At 31.5% G+C, this 17,369-nt stretch carries 9 protein-coding genes and 1 riboswitch; all 9 genes read right to left on the bottom strand.

The genetic code is table 11. From position 1 onward, the window contains the following. Positions 1-29: 29 nt before the first annotated feature. The 9 genes from RT714_RS07625 to gpmI all read right to left on the bottom strand — a co-directional run bounded on the left by RT714_RS07625 (position 30) and on the right by gpmI (position 17,355). A complete protein-coding gene (locus RT714_RS07625) occupies positions 30-3,482 on the bottom strand; it encodes an InlB B-repeat-containing protein (RefSeq protein WP_313756983.1) in 3,453 nt (1,150 codons plus the stop codon). Between the two features lie 13 nt (positions 3,483-3,495). After that, complete coding sequence (locus RT714_RS07620; protein WP_313756982.1) at positions 3,496-7,935, bottom strand: DUF5018 domain-containing protein; 4,440 nt, start codon at positions 7,933-7,935, stop codon at positions 3,496-3,498. 71 nt (positions 7,936-8,006) lie between these two features. Further along, positions 8,007-8,885, bottom strand: coding sequence for a DUF4430 domain-containing protein (locus RT714_RS07615; protein WP_313756981.1), 879 nt, complete (start codon positions 8,883-8,885; stop codon positions 8,007-8,009). Between the two features lie 207 nt (positions 8,886-9,092). Then, the gene (locus RT714_RS07610; RefSeq protein WP_313756980.1) at positions 9,093-10,403 is read right to left on the bottom strand and encodes an ABC transporter permease; all 1,311 of its coding nucleotides are present in this window, start codon (positions 10,401-10,403) and stop codon (positions 9,093-9,095) included. 3 nt (positions 10,404-10,406) lie between these two features. Continuing rightward, the gene (locus RT714_RS07605) at positions 10,407-12,236 is read right to left on the bottom strand and encodes a hypothetical protein (protein WP_313756979.1); all 1,830 of its coding nucleotides are present in this window, start codon (positions 12,234-12,236) and stop codon (positions 10,407-10,409) included. A gap of 20 nt (positions 12,237-12,256) precedes the next feature. Continuing rightward, positions 12,257-12,934, bottom strand: coding sequence for an ABC transporter ATP-binding protein (locus tag RT714_RS07600; protein WP_313756978.1), 678 nt, complete (start codon positions 12,932-12,934; stop codon positions 12,257-12,259). A 19-nt stretch (positions 12,935-12,953) separates the two neighbouring features. Further along, on the bottom strand, positions 12,954-13,973 hold the full coding sequence (locus RT714_RS07595; RefSeq protein ID WP_313756977.1) for a DUF4430 domain-containing protein: 1,020 nt from the start codon (positions 13,971-13,973) through the stop codon (positions 12,954-12,956). 135 nt (positions 13,974-14,108) lie between these two features. Beyond that, a riboswitch (cobalamin riboswitch) is annotated at positions 14,109-14,295 on the bottom strand. Between the two features lie 119 nt (positions 14,296-14,414). Beyond that, entirely contained in the window at positions 14,415-15,707 is a 1,293-nt protein-coding gene (eno, locus tag RT714_RS07590; RefSeq protein WP_313756976.1) for a phosphopyruvate hydratase, read from the bottom strand. Positions 15,708-15,825: 118 nt separating this feature from the next. Continuing rightward, positions 15,826-17,355, bottom strand: a complete 1,530-nt coding sequence (gene gpmI, locus RT714_RS07585; protein ID WP_313756975.1) for a 2,3-bisphosphoglycerate-independent phosphoglycerate mutase — start codon at positions 17,353-17,355, stop codon at positions 15,826-15,828. Positions 17,356-17,369 lie beyond the last annotated feature (14 nt).

The following is a 17,369-nucleotide window of genomic DNA, read 5'->3' as shown; positions in this document are numbered from 1 at the left end:
TTTAATTATTTTATAAACTGTTTAATCAATTATCTCTTATAAATAACTCCATATATTCCCCCTGATACTTGCTGCATATGAATATATCCATCTATTATTGACCATTTTTCAGGTGCTAAATCTTCAAATTGCCTCTTCATATAATTATATTTTACAACCCTTATATATTCTGCTGGTAAAAGTTTTTCCAATTTTATTTCTATAGAAAGTCCAGCCTTTGTTGAATTTGTCTCAATTTCAAATATTCTTCCAGCCCCCTTAATCTTTGACCACTGGGCTTGAACATTATTATATGGCTCATTTGGTGCAGGCTTTATATTTATATATACTCCATCGGGACTATCCATAGATGGATATATTTTTATTCCCAATAGACCTGTACTATATTTTAAATAATCGAATTCCAATTCTTTTAGATTTTTCAATACGCCTGCTGGAATATTAATTTTATTTTTATATAAATCATTCATTCCAATTGTATTTAATCTTATATCCATATAATCACTGAATTGAGTAAAAGATAAATCTCTCCTTATATTTTCACTTTGAGCTGTAATCTTACTAACCTCATCCAGTGCATCTCTCCTAATTTCTGCTCTAGTTTTTCTTTCTTCTTCTCTCAATCTTTCCTTCTTAATCTCTTGAGTTATTTCATACCAGTCTTTTTCATCCCTTCTTGATCTTCGGCTATCCCTGTGCCTATCTCTATACCAATTTGAATCTCTATTGATTATCTCCTCATATTCCTTTTCCCTTGGCATAGAAACATCTACTTCATAAGTCTTTGAATTAAAATTCTCACCAGATAGTGTATATCTTACTGTACGTTCAAAATCCTTTGCCATTCCTATATCTGGAGAAATAGTTGCCCCTTCCGAATAGATAATTACAGGTATTAAATCTTTTAAACTTGTCCTATACGGAAGGTCTACATATATTTTCCCAGTGGAATGATTAATTGAACCCTCTATACCTAATAATTTAAAGCTAAGGATTTTAGCATCCTTCTTTTCAGCTGGTTTTTCTGGTTCTGGTTTTTCAACCTTTTCCCATTTTACATATAGAGTTATTTCCTTGGTAATAGGTGTATCAAAGTTAAATACCTTGGTTAAATTTGAATCTTCATACCACCCCATAAACCTATAATTTACTTTAGTAGGATCCGATGGTCTAGAAAGCTTTTCTCCTTCTTTGACTTTCTTTGAGTTTATAATACTTCCACCATTGGTATTGAAATTTACTGTATATTCTTTTGTTGGTTCTTCTTCCCATTTTGCGTATAAAGTTAAATCCTTGGTTATCTCTATATTAAAGTTGAATTCCTTAGTTAAATTTAAATCTTCATACCAAGATATAAATTTATATCCTTCTCTTATTGGGTCTGTTGGTTTTATAAGTTTCTCTCCTTCTTCTACTTCTATTGATGATATATTGTTGCCACCATTAGTGTTGAAGGTTACTGTATATTTTTTTACTGTAGATTCTACTATTTCTATAATATATTCCACTGAGTTATCATCTTTATATATAGTAAATTTTGCTGATTGTCCTGGCATAATACTATTGGTTACCTTACCAGTAGCCCATTCTTCTATAGAGCCATCGTATCCTCTATCTTGAGAAATGTTTGTTCCTTCTGTACCAGTTATTTTAAGAATATGTTTACCTCCAATAATAGATTCATCAAAGCCCTCTGGAAGTTCTAGGGTAATTGTTTTACCTTTTATAATTCCCTTGGAAATAATTTTCCCATCTTTTATTAATTCTACAGATTTTATTTCTAGAATTTCTTGTAATTGTTCTTCTTCCCATTTTGCATATAGGGTTATATCTTTAGTAATTGGTGTAGCAAAGCTAAACTCCTTAGTTAAATTTGAATCTTCATACCAGCCTATGAATTTATGTCCTTCTTTGGTTGGGTCTGTTGGTTTTATAAGTTTTTGTCCTTCTTCTACTTCTATAGATGGCATAGCATTTCCACCATTGGTATTGAAGTTTATGGTGTACTTTCGTTTTTCTTCTGTTTTATCTTCTACTGTTATATTTACCTCTACTTCTCTCTCTTTTGAATTCCAATCTATAAGGGCTTTTACAGTATATTTTCCTGGCTGTGATAGATCTATATTTTCTGTCCTCCATTGTTTTACACCTACTTCTACAGTTTCATTGTTAGTTGTTACAATACTTATTTTATTTGGTAGTTCTTCACTGATTTCTATTTTTATTGGCTCTATCTTTTCAATTTCTGGTTCTTTATCTCTCTCCTTAAAATGGGCTGTTACATTTAACCTATGGCTATTTTCAAGTTCATAAGAATTTGCTAAATTTGGCATATTCAGTGTTAATTTATTCATCTCTAAATTCACATTAGGATTGTCAGTCTGATATCCAGTTATTATAGGATCCATTTCCCACCTGTCAAATACCAAGTTTTCATCTTCAGATTTTGCTTCTATTGTAAATTGTTCTCCAGTTGGAACCACATCTCTATCTACAGTTGCGATTAACTTATTATTTGTAGGCTCACTAGTATTTATATATATTTTGCTAAATGTATCAAAATTTGCAATTATAGATAATCGGTCTTTACCACCAGCATCTTTTAAGTTTTTAAACTTTTCATTTATTGTAAATGTCAATTCATTCTTAGTTATATCTCCTATAAAATCCTCAAGCATTATATATTTTGATGGATCATGTCCTTCAGGAGGGTTTTGATACCAATTTCCTGACCACCATTTTTTAAATTCACTTTTCTCTCCGTCTATGGCTTTGATTGTAACTGTATCCCCTATTTCATAATGTCCAAAGGAAATAAATTTTTCTTCTCCGTCTTCGTCATATTTGACAATTCCTCCTGTTGCAGTTTTATCATAGGGATTCCCTGCAGTTAGGGATATCTCAAGTTTAAATGGCAATTCTCCTTCTCTAAAATTCAATTTGTATGAAATATCCTCTCCAATTTCAGTGTGAAAAATAAGTATAGGTGGATTTTCTATATCTACTTCTCCATATTCGACTCCAAATTCTGGAAATAATATCCCTTCTTCCCATTCTGTATAGGATTTTGTAATGGTCTTATCTATATTATGTTTCTCATTCTTATTTATTAATGTTATATTCTTTACACCTTGAGTTTTTATTTTTAACTTAACCTCTTCAAGAAAAAAAAGATTCTCTTCTATATTTCGTAGGTTGTCTTCCAACAAAAACATTTCAATTACTTTATCTTTAATCTTATATTCTAAAAGCCACTCTTCTTCTTCAAACATATCATACAATCTAACATCTAATAATTCAAATGTTTCTGCTAATCCTATTGGTTTTGTAAGATTCTGTCCTTCTTCCATTTCAATGGAATGATTATTTCCACCATCCGTATTAAGAGCACCTTCAGAAAATGCCATATCATTGCCTACAGTTAATATACTTATAAACAATAGTATAAAACCTAGAATTTTATTCAATGTTCTTTTTTTCAAAATACTTCCCCCTTTAATATACAACTTGATAATCTTCTGTATCATTATAGTCATCTATATACTCCCATAGTTTTGTAGCTGGCTTCGGCTCAGATATTGTAATAATCAATTTATACTCTTTGATATCTTTTCCATTGTTTAATGTAAATCTGGCAGAACGTCTAAGGTTTAATGGCTGTCCTGATGCAGGATATATATTGCTTCCCTTAGATGTCTTTATAGTCGGAGATAAATTCCTTAAATCAAGTTCATAGGGAAGTTCTATATATATCTTTCCATTTACATTATCTATTTCTCCTTCTATGCCATTTATTTTAAATGATTCAATTTTCATTTCTTCCTTCTCTTTATCTGTGTCCCCATCATTGCCACCATTGGAATCTCCACCTGATTCCACAATCTTTATAGTGTATAGATTTATATTTCCTTCTTCATCTGTTAGTACATAATCCTTATAATAACCTTTTAAGGAGTTATTTTCTTTATTAGGTTCTGGATCTATGGTCTTTCCAGTCCACTTAATTTTAGGAACTAAATCTTCAATATCATGTTTATCTATACCCTTTGGTAATCTAAGCTCTATAGTATTTCCCTTTATATTGGTCTCTACACCTGGTACTGAAAATTCTTCAATTTTACTATTTCCTGTGGGGGATATATATTCTATATCAACTTCATAATCTATTGTTCCACTTGATGGTAAAGGATATGGAACTATAGACACCTTAGGTTTTTCTTTATCTTCATTAGGTTCATAAGAATAATTCTGGGGCTGTCCTAATCCCGGTCTTACTGACGTATTAGAGTCACTTGGTTCAAATTTGGATTCATTTATATATATTTCTTCTACATAAGTCCCAAAGGGAAGTTTTAAATGAATTTTTCTATTATTTTTATCTATATTTCCATTTACTCCCCTTAATACAAATTTAGTAAACCAAAATAAATCTTCCTCCTTAATAGTAACTTGAACTTTATATTCTCTGGTAGTTCCATCTTCTGCTGTTACTGTATATACAACTGTACCATTAGTAAAATCCTGAGGTTCAGTTTCATCTGGAGATATATTTACACCTTGATGATTAAAATATATTCTGATATTTTTCAATTCACTTTCATTAGTACCTGCTGGAAGTTCTATTTTTATATTTTGATTTTGATTATCTATTTCAATCTTAGCATTTGAAAGTCCCTCTACTTTTCCATCTATAATATCCTTTTTGCTGCTTTCTACTCCTTCTTTCCTTTGAACTTTTACCATATATTTTTTCACTGTTTTACCATCTTCTGCAGTTACTATATATTCTATATCTTTAGTAAAATCTTGTTTTTCTCCTATTTCAGGAGATATAGTTGCCCCTTTAGATATATTAATAATAGGAACTTGTTCTTTTAACTCTTCATCTGATACTTCATTGGAAAGCTCTATTACTATACTACCTGTTTCATGATTTATAATAGCCTCTTTTCCTAAAAGTACAAATTTATCTATTTTAGCCTCTTTACTAAACTCTTTACCAAATTCAAATGGTACTCCATCTTTATATAGAGAATAGGGTTTCTTACCATTTTCTATAAAATTAATATACCATTGTAATGCATACATTCCTTGATAGGTACCCATAGGATTATATTGTTTATTTGCATGACCAAAACCATCTAAGTCATTAGTAGCAAATTTATTAATCCAATTAACTATCATATTGTTATTTGATCCTTTAGAAAATCTATAATCTGAATAAGGGTCTATTCCCATGGAGCAAAGTGCTATTATAACTTGAGCTGTAGACTCATTATTCACAGCACCCCAAGCATCAAAAAGGAAATCATCTCTCATAGAATTCACTTTTTCCACTACTTTATGTCCAAGTATTATATCTAATCCTTCATCTAGTTTTTCCTTCACTCTTATTCCATAAACAGGATCATCCCTATAAGGGTATAATGATTGCATTAACATACCTACCATATCTATACCAAAACCATCTGTTCCATATTTATGATTTAAAATATATTCAATCATAAACTCTCTAGAATACCTTGTATCTGCTGGAACTGAATAATTCCCCATATCCAGTGCTATTAAACCAAATATTTGATCATTTACTGTTGTGTCCTTAATAGGTGTAGGAAAATTATATATCCTTTCAACTAAATCTGTAACTTCTTCTCCCTTAATCATAAATGGTTTGCCATCTTTTTGAAGTTTTTTAAGATCAGTAGCATCGATCCCCATGGCAGTTAAAGTCATTACAAATCTGTCTGGGTCTGTTTGCTTATTGGGATTTAAGCTGGAAATCTTTCCATATATATCAAACCTTTTAGGAATATCTTCATACTTGTCTACAACTCCATTTGTGATATCTTTCCCATTATCTCTACCTTCATAAAATCCTATGTTCATCCATTCCCAGTCATCTGATGCATCTTCTTTATATCTTTTGTAAATATTATCTCTAAGGGTTATTAATTTCTTATAAAATTCCTTATCTGGAAATTCTATTTCCCCTCCACTACCTTCTTGTTGTATATTTACTATATATTCTTTTTTACTCCCGTCCTGTGCAGTAACTGTATATATAAATTTCTTAGATGAAAAGTCAACTTCTTCCCCACTTTTAGGAGATATCTCTGCAAACTTAGATACCTCAATAGTTGGCTTAATATTATCTAGTTTTATACTAGAAGGTAGTTCTATTTCTATTATATTATCCTTTATCTTACCCTCTATTGTCCCTATTTTGAAACTCAAAATTTCTTTTTCTTGAGAAGCTCCTGCTTTTTCCACCTTGACTCTATATGTTTTTTCCTTTCCAGACTCTGATTTCACTGTATATATTACAGAACCCTTAGAAAAATCTTGAACTTCATTTGACCGTGGTAAAACGGTGGATTTATAACTTGTTTTAATATTTGGCTTTAAATTAGATATATCAGTTTCAAAGGGTACTGTTACTATAATTTCCCCATTATCATGATCTATTTTTCCCAATGAACCATTAATCTTAAAGGATGTTATCTGATTTTCATCAGACTTATTTGATACTACATTCAATTTGTATGTTTTTTCTTTATCTCCAGTTTTTAATTTTATATCTAATGGTTTAGATACATCTATTAAATCTCCATCTTTGAATTCAATATCCTCTTTATTTTCATCTATGTAAAATAGTTTTTCTGCTGTATGATATATTTCTATTGGAAATGAAATTAAATCAACTTCAAAAGGAATATTAAGATTTATCTCATCATCTGAAATACTAGCTTCTATCTTATTTCCATCTGGGCTGGTATATCTTGCAGAATTTATTAGCTGCTCGGATTCCCCTTCTATGAATTCTATAGTCCAATCCTGCTTTACATCATAGTCCTTTACATCTTCAAATTTTTCATGAAGTGCATCCAACGCTTTAATTGTATAAACTACTGACTTACCTATTTCAAAATCTCCTGATTTGAACTTTGCTTTAACCCAATCTGGTGTTAATATCTCTAATTTATCTTTATCAATTTCGGTATCACTTGTAATATATAATTTTACATTATTATTATTTTTATCTATAATTCCAGTATAATTTTCATATTTTACTTCTAATATTTCAGCTTCATTTACCCTATGAGCCTTAACATATTCCATAGCCTCATAACATGTTTCAAGTAGAGCTTCTATTTGTTCTCTTTTTAAATTTGGATCAATGGTTTTTGGATTGTACATTTTTTCTATCCAAACATATACATATTCCAGTCTAGGGTCTGCATTCCATCCTGGATTTATTATGGCATTAAGCTCTCTTTTTATATTATCTATAAATCCAGCATGCATTGGATGATAATCCCCTGATTTTCTAGGCTGTCCCTGTTCCTTTATTTCTCTGGAAAAATCATCTAACTCCTCATAGACTGATATAAACTCATCCCATAAATCCTGAACCTCTTCCTTTGGAGTTTTATCCTCAGAATTTCTTTCTATTATCAACATCATCCAAACAGGTATTTTATCTATTTTTCTTCCACTATCATATGTAAATTTATAAAAATGTTTATAAGGCAAGAAATAATCATGTTTTTTATTATCAAGTATTAATTCCCCCGGATCTTTAAAATCATTTACATTGCCCATACCTTCTGTCCAATATCTTCTGCTTTCTACTTTCTTTATGGTCAAATTATAATCATTTAATTTAGATGAATCTTCTATTCCCACATAGTTAAGATTATTTGCCAATCTCATGGGAACTAAAGTTGAATGTTTATCATTTGTTCCATATGTTAAATTATAGGACATCATTCCCCCAGAAACTTGATTATATTCCTTTGAAAGAATAGTATTAAATCTATATACCCACCAATCTGGAATCACACCTTGCCATTCTGCAAAAGAAGGTATAGTTGTAGTAAACAATGTTATTAATACTAAAATTAAAATAAAAAACCTTTGATTTTTCCCCCTCATACTTCCTTATCTCCCTTCTTACTGTATATAAGGGGAATGAATCTTCATTCCCCTTATTCTAATACTTTATTTTACCAAGGTGCTCCACCTAAGTCTTGTCCCCAATTTAATGTAAATCCCCATTCCATTGATTCATCATTATTACTGATTGTATACTGAGAAGCTCCAACATTTGGCATTATTCCATTCATTTTATACATCCAACCTGATTGACTTGTCATATCAAATTCCCTTAATCCTGAATAACCTCTTCTATTTATTTCTCGAATATATCCTTGACTTGCACCATCAAGCTCTAAATCTAACTGGTCAGCTGCTTTCATTAGTGCATTCATTGCAGTGTCTCCTACTTTTACAGATATTGTAATTGCTTGAGACTTGCTAAATCCTTCTAAGGCATTTTCTACCTTTTTATAATCTTTATGGTCTTTTGAAGCAGTTTTTAACCAATTAGTAGCATTTTTAACATTGAAAATTACCATTAAATTAACATCTGTTCCCTTTATACCAGCATTAATTTGATAATTTTTATATTCTTTCCCATTTGAAATATTAACTAATGTAAAATTTACATACCCTTTACTAAAATCTACATTTTCTATATTTGAACCATTTACTAATGCATCATTAACCTTTAGACTATATGTTTTTGAATCATATCTAACCTTTACACTAACATTAGCTAAATTTATTGAAGAATTAGTAAAGTTTAAATAAGCTGTATATTTAGTATCATCTGGCCACTCTGAACCTTCTGCATGTTTTATAGTCACTGCCTTGTAACTAGTATCTGCACCATCTGCAGTTATCCTAAAATCCCTTGGTGTACTTGTATCAACAATTATTTGATCTTCCCCTGTGGCAAGTACAGTGCTTGTCAAACCAAATACCATAATTAATGCTAACATCAAACTTAAAATCTTACTGCTTTTCCCAAATCTCTTAAACATATTTTTGCCCCCTTTTAGAATTTGTTTTTTTAGTAAATAGCCTATTCTATTTACTTTTCTCTTGCCGTTAGGATAACTTCTCCTAACAATAGCTATTAGCTACCATGATTAAATCTTATTTATAGTCATATTTAATCAAATGACTATATCAATTTACCATAGCAACCATCCCCTTTAATATGAAATATAAATATAATAAATATATATTTATTCTGCCCTAATAGCTACTTGTGGACTTATTCTCATTGCTTTTATAGCTGGAATTAATGCACTAAGTACGGCAACTATTCCTGCAAAGGCTACTCCCCCTACTGCCAGCCATAAAGGAATTATAGAGCGTACTTCCATTTCACTAAGCAACACTGGTAATAGATTTTTCAATCCAAAACTCATTAACAAACCTGCTATCCCCCCTATTACACCAATAATTGCTGATTCCACAAGAAACATTTTCAATATATCAGTCAATTCACTTCCCAATACTTTCAATATACCTATTTCCTTAGTTCTTTCATTTATTGCCATCATCATTGTATTTGCTGTACCAATGCCTGCTACTAAGAGGGCAACTGCCCCTATTGCTGCAAGCATACCTTGAATTTGTCTTGATTGTTTTTTTACTGACTCTAACATGTCGTTTAGAGAATATGTTTCAAATCCTGCTGCCCTAATTATATTTATTACATCCTGTGCTGAATCAGTATCCTTTGCCTTCACCCATACCATTTGATATGTTTGAAGTTTAGATAATTCATTTTCATCATCATCTGGTGGTGAAGGAAGATATTCTTTATTATCTTTCATTATCTCCTCTAATCTTTTATATTCTATGAAACCTGATGTAGTATAGTTGTGATTTTGATTGGTGCATATCCCTGTTACTATTGCTTGATAATTTATTCCTGTAGGAATAGCTCTGCCATCTTTACCTTCTTCATATTGACCCATTAATGTATCATAATCAAATGCCATTCTGATATTGGATTTCATAGGATTTACTAATTCTTTAATATTTTCATTCTCTATTACTTCCCAAGTTTCTGGGTCTGCAAAGGAATCTTGCACATCATCAGTTACCATTATTTCAGGTCTCACCCTTGTACCCTTTAAGGGAAGTTCACCCTCCAATGGTATAAGTTGAAAACTAGAAGCAGTATCCATATCTATTCCATATAATTTAATAGGTGCTATATATTTGCCACTTTTTAAATAAGGTACTACTTGTAATACTGGTGTTGCCGCCTCCACTCCATCTAATTTATTAAATGACTGTACTGCTTTTTCATTTAATAAGGCTACTTTTCCCTTAGATTCACGTGGAGGCATGACATCTATCTTGGTCAGACTTCCCATTTTTTCTATAGATTCTTTGTAGGTTTTATCATATCCTATTCCTACAGATATCAATACAACTATACATGCTACCCCTACTGTCATAGCTAAGGCAGTTAAAATAGTCCTTACCTTTCTTCTCCATAGATTTATAAATCCCATATAGAAAAAATCTGCTATCCTCATGGATTACCACCTACCCTTTTTCATAAAATAGTAGGCTCCACCTGCCATCGCTGTCAATAATCCTACTCCCCCACTAACTACTACAATACTAGCCTGTCCATTTTCTGGTTTTATTTCTTCTTCAATGACCTTGTTCCCCAAATAATCTTCATCTTTGATATCTATGTTAAAAGGCAATTCTTGTATATTTTCTACTCCATCTATATCATCATATGTGATAATAAAATTTCCTTCTATTTTACCTGCTTTATGACATAAAATCTGAAAATCAGCACTGCTTTTAGCTCCAGGCAGCAAATCTCCACCATAGAATTTTTCTATCATTGATATTTCTTCTCCTTCAATATCTATTTGGAGATTATACACCTTGCTTTTCCCTTTATTGACTATTGGAATAGTAACAGCTATTGGTTCATTTATTCTATTTTCGTTTCCATATATTGTAGGTGATTCTATAGATATATCTACTTCTTGTTTTATCTCTAAAACTATGCCTTGAACCTGTGAACCCGGACTTACTTTAGATGTTTCATAATCCATATTTACTACAATTGTTGATGTTGGATTTGTAGCTGTTGGCAATGCTTTTAAATTAAATGTTCGTCTTGCCACTTTTCCAGCTCCCAGATAATCAATATAAGCACTGTCACTTTTCCCTGAATCTGGCATTAATTCATCCTGAATTAAAGTTAGAGATATAAGACAATTTTCTATACTTTTATTCTTTGAAGCATTTTTAAATTCCAAAGTTAAATCAAAGGATTCCCCTGAATAAATTATATCTGGTTCCGTAGTATACCCTATTACCATTAATTTTGGAATAGAATCTGGCAACTCCTTTGGATCCTCCTTTGGCTTTCCTTTAACTACATTAATATATGCAGAAAAAAGACTTTCCTCTGGTGTTCCATTTTCTTTATATGTTGCCCTAAAATTTATTGGTTTTGCTCCTGATGAAGCCTCCTCTGATATCTTAAATTCATATTCTAGACTTACTACATCTCCATGAGCCATATTAGGAAGCTTTTTACCATAGTTAATTACCTCCACTATAAAAGGCCATTCTTCCAGTGAATTGGATATTACAGGGGTAATATTTATATCTGTTAATGTTCCTCCATTATTAATTAATGGAAGTTTCAATTTTATCCTCTGTCCTGCATCTCCTGCCGGTGCTGGAATAATTGAACCATCCTTATCAATAGTAGCTATACTCAAAGCTCCTAACTGATTTGTTACTTTAGATTCGCTTCCATCATCAGTTACCTTTATATATGTAATAAGTTTAAATTCCACATCCTCTTTTATTTGAGTTCCATTTATATCATCTTTTCTCCATATTGTTGCATTTATTAAAAATGGTATTGGATAAGTTCCTTTCTGTGCTGTTTTAGAAATTTCAAAATCATAAAAAACATCTGCTCTGCTGTTGTAAGTCATATCCTTTATTTGTTTTATATAGCTTGCATTTTTAATTTCAAAGGGCCAATCCTCTATTTCTGATCTCTCTGTTGGTATTACTGGTTCTATAGTTATATTTCTTATTATGTAATTTAGACTTGGTATATACTCTCTATTTATGGCTAATGGAAGTTCTATTTGTATTTTATCTCCTGGATTGCCACTAACTGTTTTTGCCCCAGTATCTGCCAATACAATTGCCTTTTTATCACTAACTTCAATTTTATCTTGTCCTATATTTGATTTTGTATTTGTATTTGGCGTATTAGATGTATCTGTTGCATAAATGGCAGATAGTCTTCCTATCAGTAGGAATGATATGATTATTAGAGATATTGTCAATCTTAAGAACATAGTTGTTTTATGATTCAATTATTTTCCCCCTCATCTACCTATGAATTAATTAGTTTACCATCCTCTAAATATATGGTTCTTGTAGTATATTCTGCTGCTATTTCATCATGTGATACTAATATAAAAGTTGTTCCCTCTTTTATAAAAAATTTTATCAACAAATCCATTACTTCTTTACTTGTCCTTGTATCTAAGTTTCCTGTAGGCTCATCTGCAAATACTATATTAGGATTAGTAACTAATGCTCGTGCAATTCCTACTCTTTGCTGCTGTCCCCCTGACATTTCATTTGGCTTATGCTTTGCATGAGAATATATACCTACACGTTCCATAATTTCCCTTGCCTTTTCCAGTCTTTCCTTTGGTTCCATCCCCCTTAATATTAGAGGAAGTGCAACATTTTCCAATGCTGTATATTGTGGCAAAAGATTATAGGATTGAAATATAAATCCTATGTTTTTTCTCCTATACCTAATTCTATCTCTTTCATTTAACTGTTCTAAATGACTCCCATCAATTATTATCTTTCCCAAAGTGATTTTTTCAAGTCCTGCCATTAAATTTAAAAGTGTAGATTTTCCAGAACCAGATCTGCCTGAAATCCTTAATCTCTCACCTTTATGTACTGATAAACTTACTCCATCTACTGCTTTTATTTTGTTATTCCCAAGTATAAATTCCTTATGAACATCTATTAATTCCATGTATGCACCCAATTAATTTCACCCTCTAGTCTCAATTTCCTAGCCAATCTTGCCCTAAATCTTTTCCTAAATCACATGTGTAATTCCACTCAATAACATCTCCGCCTTTAAGTGTATATACTCCTGCTCCATAATTCGGATACCAATTATTTACACAATACATCCACCCACTCCAACGACCCCCATCAAATTCATAAAGATTATTTATACCTTCTATATAGGCAGAGGCTCCGCTACCTTTATATTTCATATGAAACTTGTATTGATCTTTTGCCGCTATAAGTACATCTAAAACCGTATCTCCTTCCTTTATCTTAAACTTAGTAGTTGATAATATGACTCCACTAGGGGGAACTATCCCCTGCCATTTGGGATCATCTGCCATGCCCTTTGCAACTGCTGTATCACATCGAATATGCATAGTTACTATATTATCCTTTTTATCCTTTTCTTTTTCTTCCCTTTCTTTTTTCTCCTTTGCTTTCTTAGCTTCTGCTATGGCTTTTACTTTTTCTTCTTCAGCAGATTTATTAGCTTCATTTTCTTTTTCTTTTTTATTTTCTGTTTCTTCAGATTTCTTTTTTGCATTTTCTCGTGATTTATTTATCTCTTCTTGGAACCCATTTATTAACTCCTCTTTTTCACGTTCCTTCTGACTATTATGGTTATCTTTTTTTGTTTCCTCTATAATGGGATTTTGGGTAACTCTTTTATCTTTCCCCTTGGACTCTAGTAATTTTTTCCATGTAGATTCTTCTCTTTCTTTAGTATCTATATCTGATTCTGTATCTTCAGAATCCTTTTGAGATAAATCCTTATCTTGTTTTTTTTGATTTCTTAACTGTGCTAAAAGAGAATCTGCTTCTTGTTCTTCAAGATTTTCCTCTGAATTATGGTCAATCCAATATTCAATATCCAAACTATTTGATTTTGCAAATGCCTTATTACTAGAAAAATAATCTTTGACGATTCCAACGATTTGAAAACTAACTGAAATGATTGCTACGGACAGTAATAATAAGAGAAAAATATTTTTGATTTTTAGTTTCATATTATCCCTCTATTCTTAACTATATAGATTATATAAATAAAAAAATGTCTTAACCTCCAGAGGTTAAGACATTTTATATAAGTATAATTATATGCCAATATACAGTCGATACATCTCGCCTCAATCCTGGAAGGCTAATGAAAATATTACTTAGGCAGTTCTCCTGACTTATGGGTCATTGCTTTCTTTTACCTTCCCAGAGATATTTCCAGTGGCATTTTAAAAGATTGCTCTCCATTTACAGTGGCCGGACCGTTCGTGATTTGCACACGATTCCCTTTTAATCCTTGTTATACAAAGAACCTAAATAGTTTATATTCAATTTTCAGAATTAATTTCATTATATACCATATTTTTCCTTTAATCAATATCTTTTGATACAAATTTATCCATATATGTTTAAAGGCTCCATAACATGTTATGGAACCTTTAATGTCTATACTATTTTTTTATATTATAAAATGTCTTCTTTCCTTTATAAACTGCTTCTTCACCTAGCATATCTTCTATTCTAAGTAATTGATTGTATTTTGCTACTCTATCAGTTCTTGAAGGAGCTCCTGTTTTTATTTGTCCTGCATTTGTTGCTACTGCCAAATCTGCTATAGTAGTATCCTCAGTTTCTCCTGACCTATGGGATATAACTGCTGTATATCCATTGGTTTTTGCCATTTCTATTGTATCTAAAGTTTCAGTTAAGGTACCTATTTGATTTAACTTTACTAATACTGAATTTGAAATTCCTAATTCTATACCTTTATTTAATCTTTCAGTATTTGTAACAAATAAATCGTCACCTACTAATTGAACTTTTTTGCCTAATCTATCTGTTAATAGTTTCCATCCATCCCAATCATCTTCTGCCAAACCATCTTCAATGGATATAATAGGATATTTATTCACTAATTCCTCATAATAGTCTATCATTTCTTCTACAGTAAGAATTCTGCCTTCTCCTGCTAAATTATAAACCTTTTTATCATCATCATACATCTCTGATGCTGCTACGTCTAATGCTAGCATTATTTCTTCTCCTGGTTTATATCCTGCTTTTTCTATAGCTTCTACTATAGTCTTTAATGCTTCTTCATTGCTAGATAAATTTGGTGCAAATCCACCTTCATCTCCTACTGCTGTATTCAATCCATTGGATTTAAGAACTGATTTTAGACTATGGAATATTTCTGCTCCCATTCTAAGAGCTTCTTTAAAATTCTTAGCCCCTATAGGCATTACCATGAATTCTTGAATATCTACATTGTTATCAGCATGCTCTCCACCATTTAGAATATTCATCATAGGTACTGGTAATGTTTTGGAATTAACTCCACCAACATATTGGTATAAAGGCATACCTAGTTCATCTGCTGCAGCCCTTGCTACTGCTAAAGATACTCCAAGGATTGCATTGGCACCTAATTTGCCTTTATTAGAAGTACCATCTAATCTAATCATTAATTTATCTATTGCCCCTTGTTCAAACACATCCATACCTATTACTTCTTCTGCTATTATATCGTTAACATTGTTTACTGCATTCATAACACCTTTACCTAAAAATCTTTCCTTATCTCCATCTCTCAATTCTACAGCTTCAAAGGCTCCTGTGCTAGCTCCTGACGGAACTAATGCTCTACCGAATGCACCATCTTCTGTCCATACTTCTACCTCTACAGTAGGATTGCCCCTTGAATCCAATACTTCTCTTGCATAGATATCTACTATTATACTCAAATTGACTCCTCCTTTATAATTAAAGATGATTCCTTATATTCCAGACTACATGACTATCATCCTAAATAAAATTAAAATCTATCTTTTACATTTCTAATATTTTAATTATTGTCCATTATCATAGTCTTATAAGACTGTGACCAGTCATTTCCTCTGGTTTTTCTAAACTCATAAGTTCCAATATGGTTGGTGCTAAGTCTGCTAATATTCCTTCTTGTAATTTTGCATTCTTTTCCCCTACTAATATCAATGGTACTCTATTAGTTGTATGAGATGTTATAGGACTACCATCCTCATTTATTAACATTTCTGCATTTCCATGGTCTGCTGTAATTAAAGCTTTACCACCCTTTTCTATTAGGAGATCTATTATTTCCCCTAAACAACTATCTACAGTTTCTATTGCCTTTACTGTGGCTGGTACTATTCCAGTATGACCTACCATATCTGGATTTGCAAAATTTAATATAATTAAATCATATTTATTCATTTTTAATCTATTTAATACTTCATTCTTTACTTCTACAGCACTCATCTCTGGCTGTAAATCATAGGTGGCTACCTTTGGAGATGGGATCAATGCCCTATCTTCATTAACATAAGGCTCTTCTATACCACCATTGAAGAAAAATGTTACATGAGCATATTTTTCAGTTTCAGCAATTCTAAGTTGTGATAATCCTTTATTGCTAATATACTCTCCTAAAGTATTTTTAGGAGCTTCATCACTATAAGCCACTTTTACATTCTCTATAGTTTTATCATACTCTGTCATAGTTACATAAAAAGTATTTACTTTTTTTTCTCTCTCAAATCCATCAAAATCTTCATCTACAAAAGCCCTAGTAATTTGTCTAGCCCTATCTGGTCTAAAATTAAAGAATATAATTGAATCATTGTTATCAACAGTTGCCACAGGTTGATTATTTTCTTTTATAACAGTAGGAACAATGAACTCGTCTGTAATATTTTCACTATAGGATTTTTCTATTGCTAGTACAGGGTCATTACTTTCATTTCCCTTCCCTAAAGTAAAAACATCGTAGGCTAATTTTATTCTATCCCATCTCTTATCCCTATCCATAGCATAATACCTGCCTGAAATTGTTGCTATTTTTCCAACACCTATTTCATCTATTTTTCTCATTAATTCTTCTACATCTTCCTTACCAGCAGCTGGAGATACATCCCTTCCATCTAATATAGCATGAATATATACATTATGGAAATTTTGTTTTTCCATTAATTCCAATAATGCATAGAGATGGGTATTGTGGCTATGGACTCCACCTGATGATACTAAGCCCATTAAATGAACTTTAGAATTATTCTTTTTAGCATTTTCTACTGCATCTAAAAATTCCATTTTCTCAAAAAAATCACCGTCTTTTATAGACTTAGATATCTTAGTTAAGTCCTGATATATTATACGTCCTGAGCCAATATTCAGATGTCCAACCTCAGAATTACCCATTTGTCCCTCTGGAAGACCTACTGCTAGTCCAGATGCTTCTAATGTAGTATTTGGATACTCTATAAACAATCTATCTAAATTAGGTGTATTGGCTAATTTCACAGCATTTCCGTTATATTCCTTCCCTATACCAAATCCATCTAATATTATTAGCATAACTGGTGTTTTAACCATATTAATCCTCCAAA

It is taken from the genome of Tissierella sp. (genome assembly GCF_032104385.1).
In the GTDB taxonomy this organism is placed as follows: Bacteria; Bacillota; Clostridia; order Tissierellales; family Tissierellaceae; genus Tissierella.
The sequence above is the reverse complement of the archived record's forward strand: the minus strand, read 5'-3'. Positions and strand labels throughout refer to the sequence as shown.

What these genes read in the sequence shown, in the direction of transcription:
- RT714_RS07620 (WP_313756982.1), bottom strand. Translation starts at nt 7,935, where the DNA reads ATGAGGGGGAAAAATCAAAGGTTTTTTATTTTAATTTTAGTATTAATA.
- RT714_RS07615 (WP_313756981.1), bottom strand. Translation starts at nt 8,885, where the DNA reads ATGTTTAAGAGATTTGGGAAAAGCAGTAAGATTTTAAGTTTGATGTTA.
- RT714_RS07610 (WP_313756980.1), bottom strand. Translation starts at nt 10,403, where the DNA reads ATGAGGATAGCAGATTTTTTCTATATGGGATTTATAAATCTATGGAGA.
- RT714_RS07595 (WP_313756977.1), bottom strand. Translation starts at nt 13,973, where the DNA reads ATGAAACTAAAAATCAAAAATATTTTTCTCTTATTATTACTGTCCGTA.
- gpmI (WP_313756975.1), bottom strand. Translation starts at nt 17,355, where the DNA reads ATGGTTAAAACACCAGTTATGCTAATAATATTAGATGGATTTGGTATA.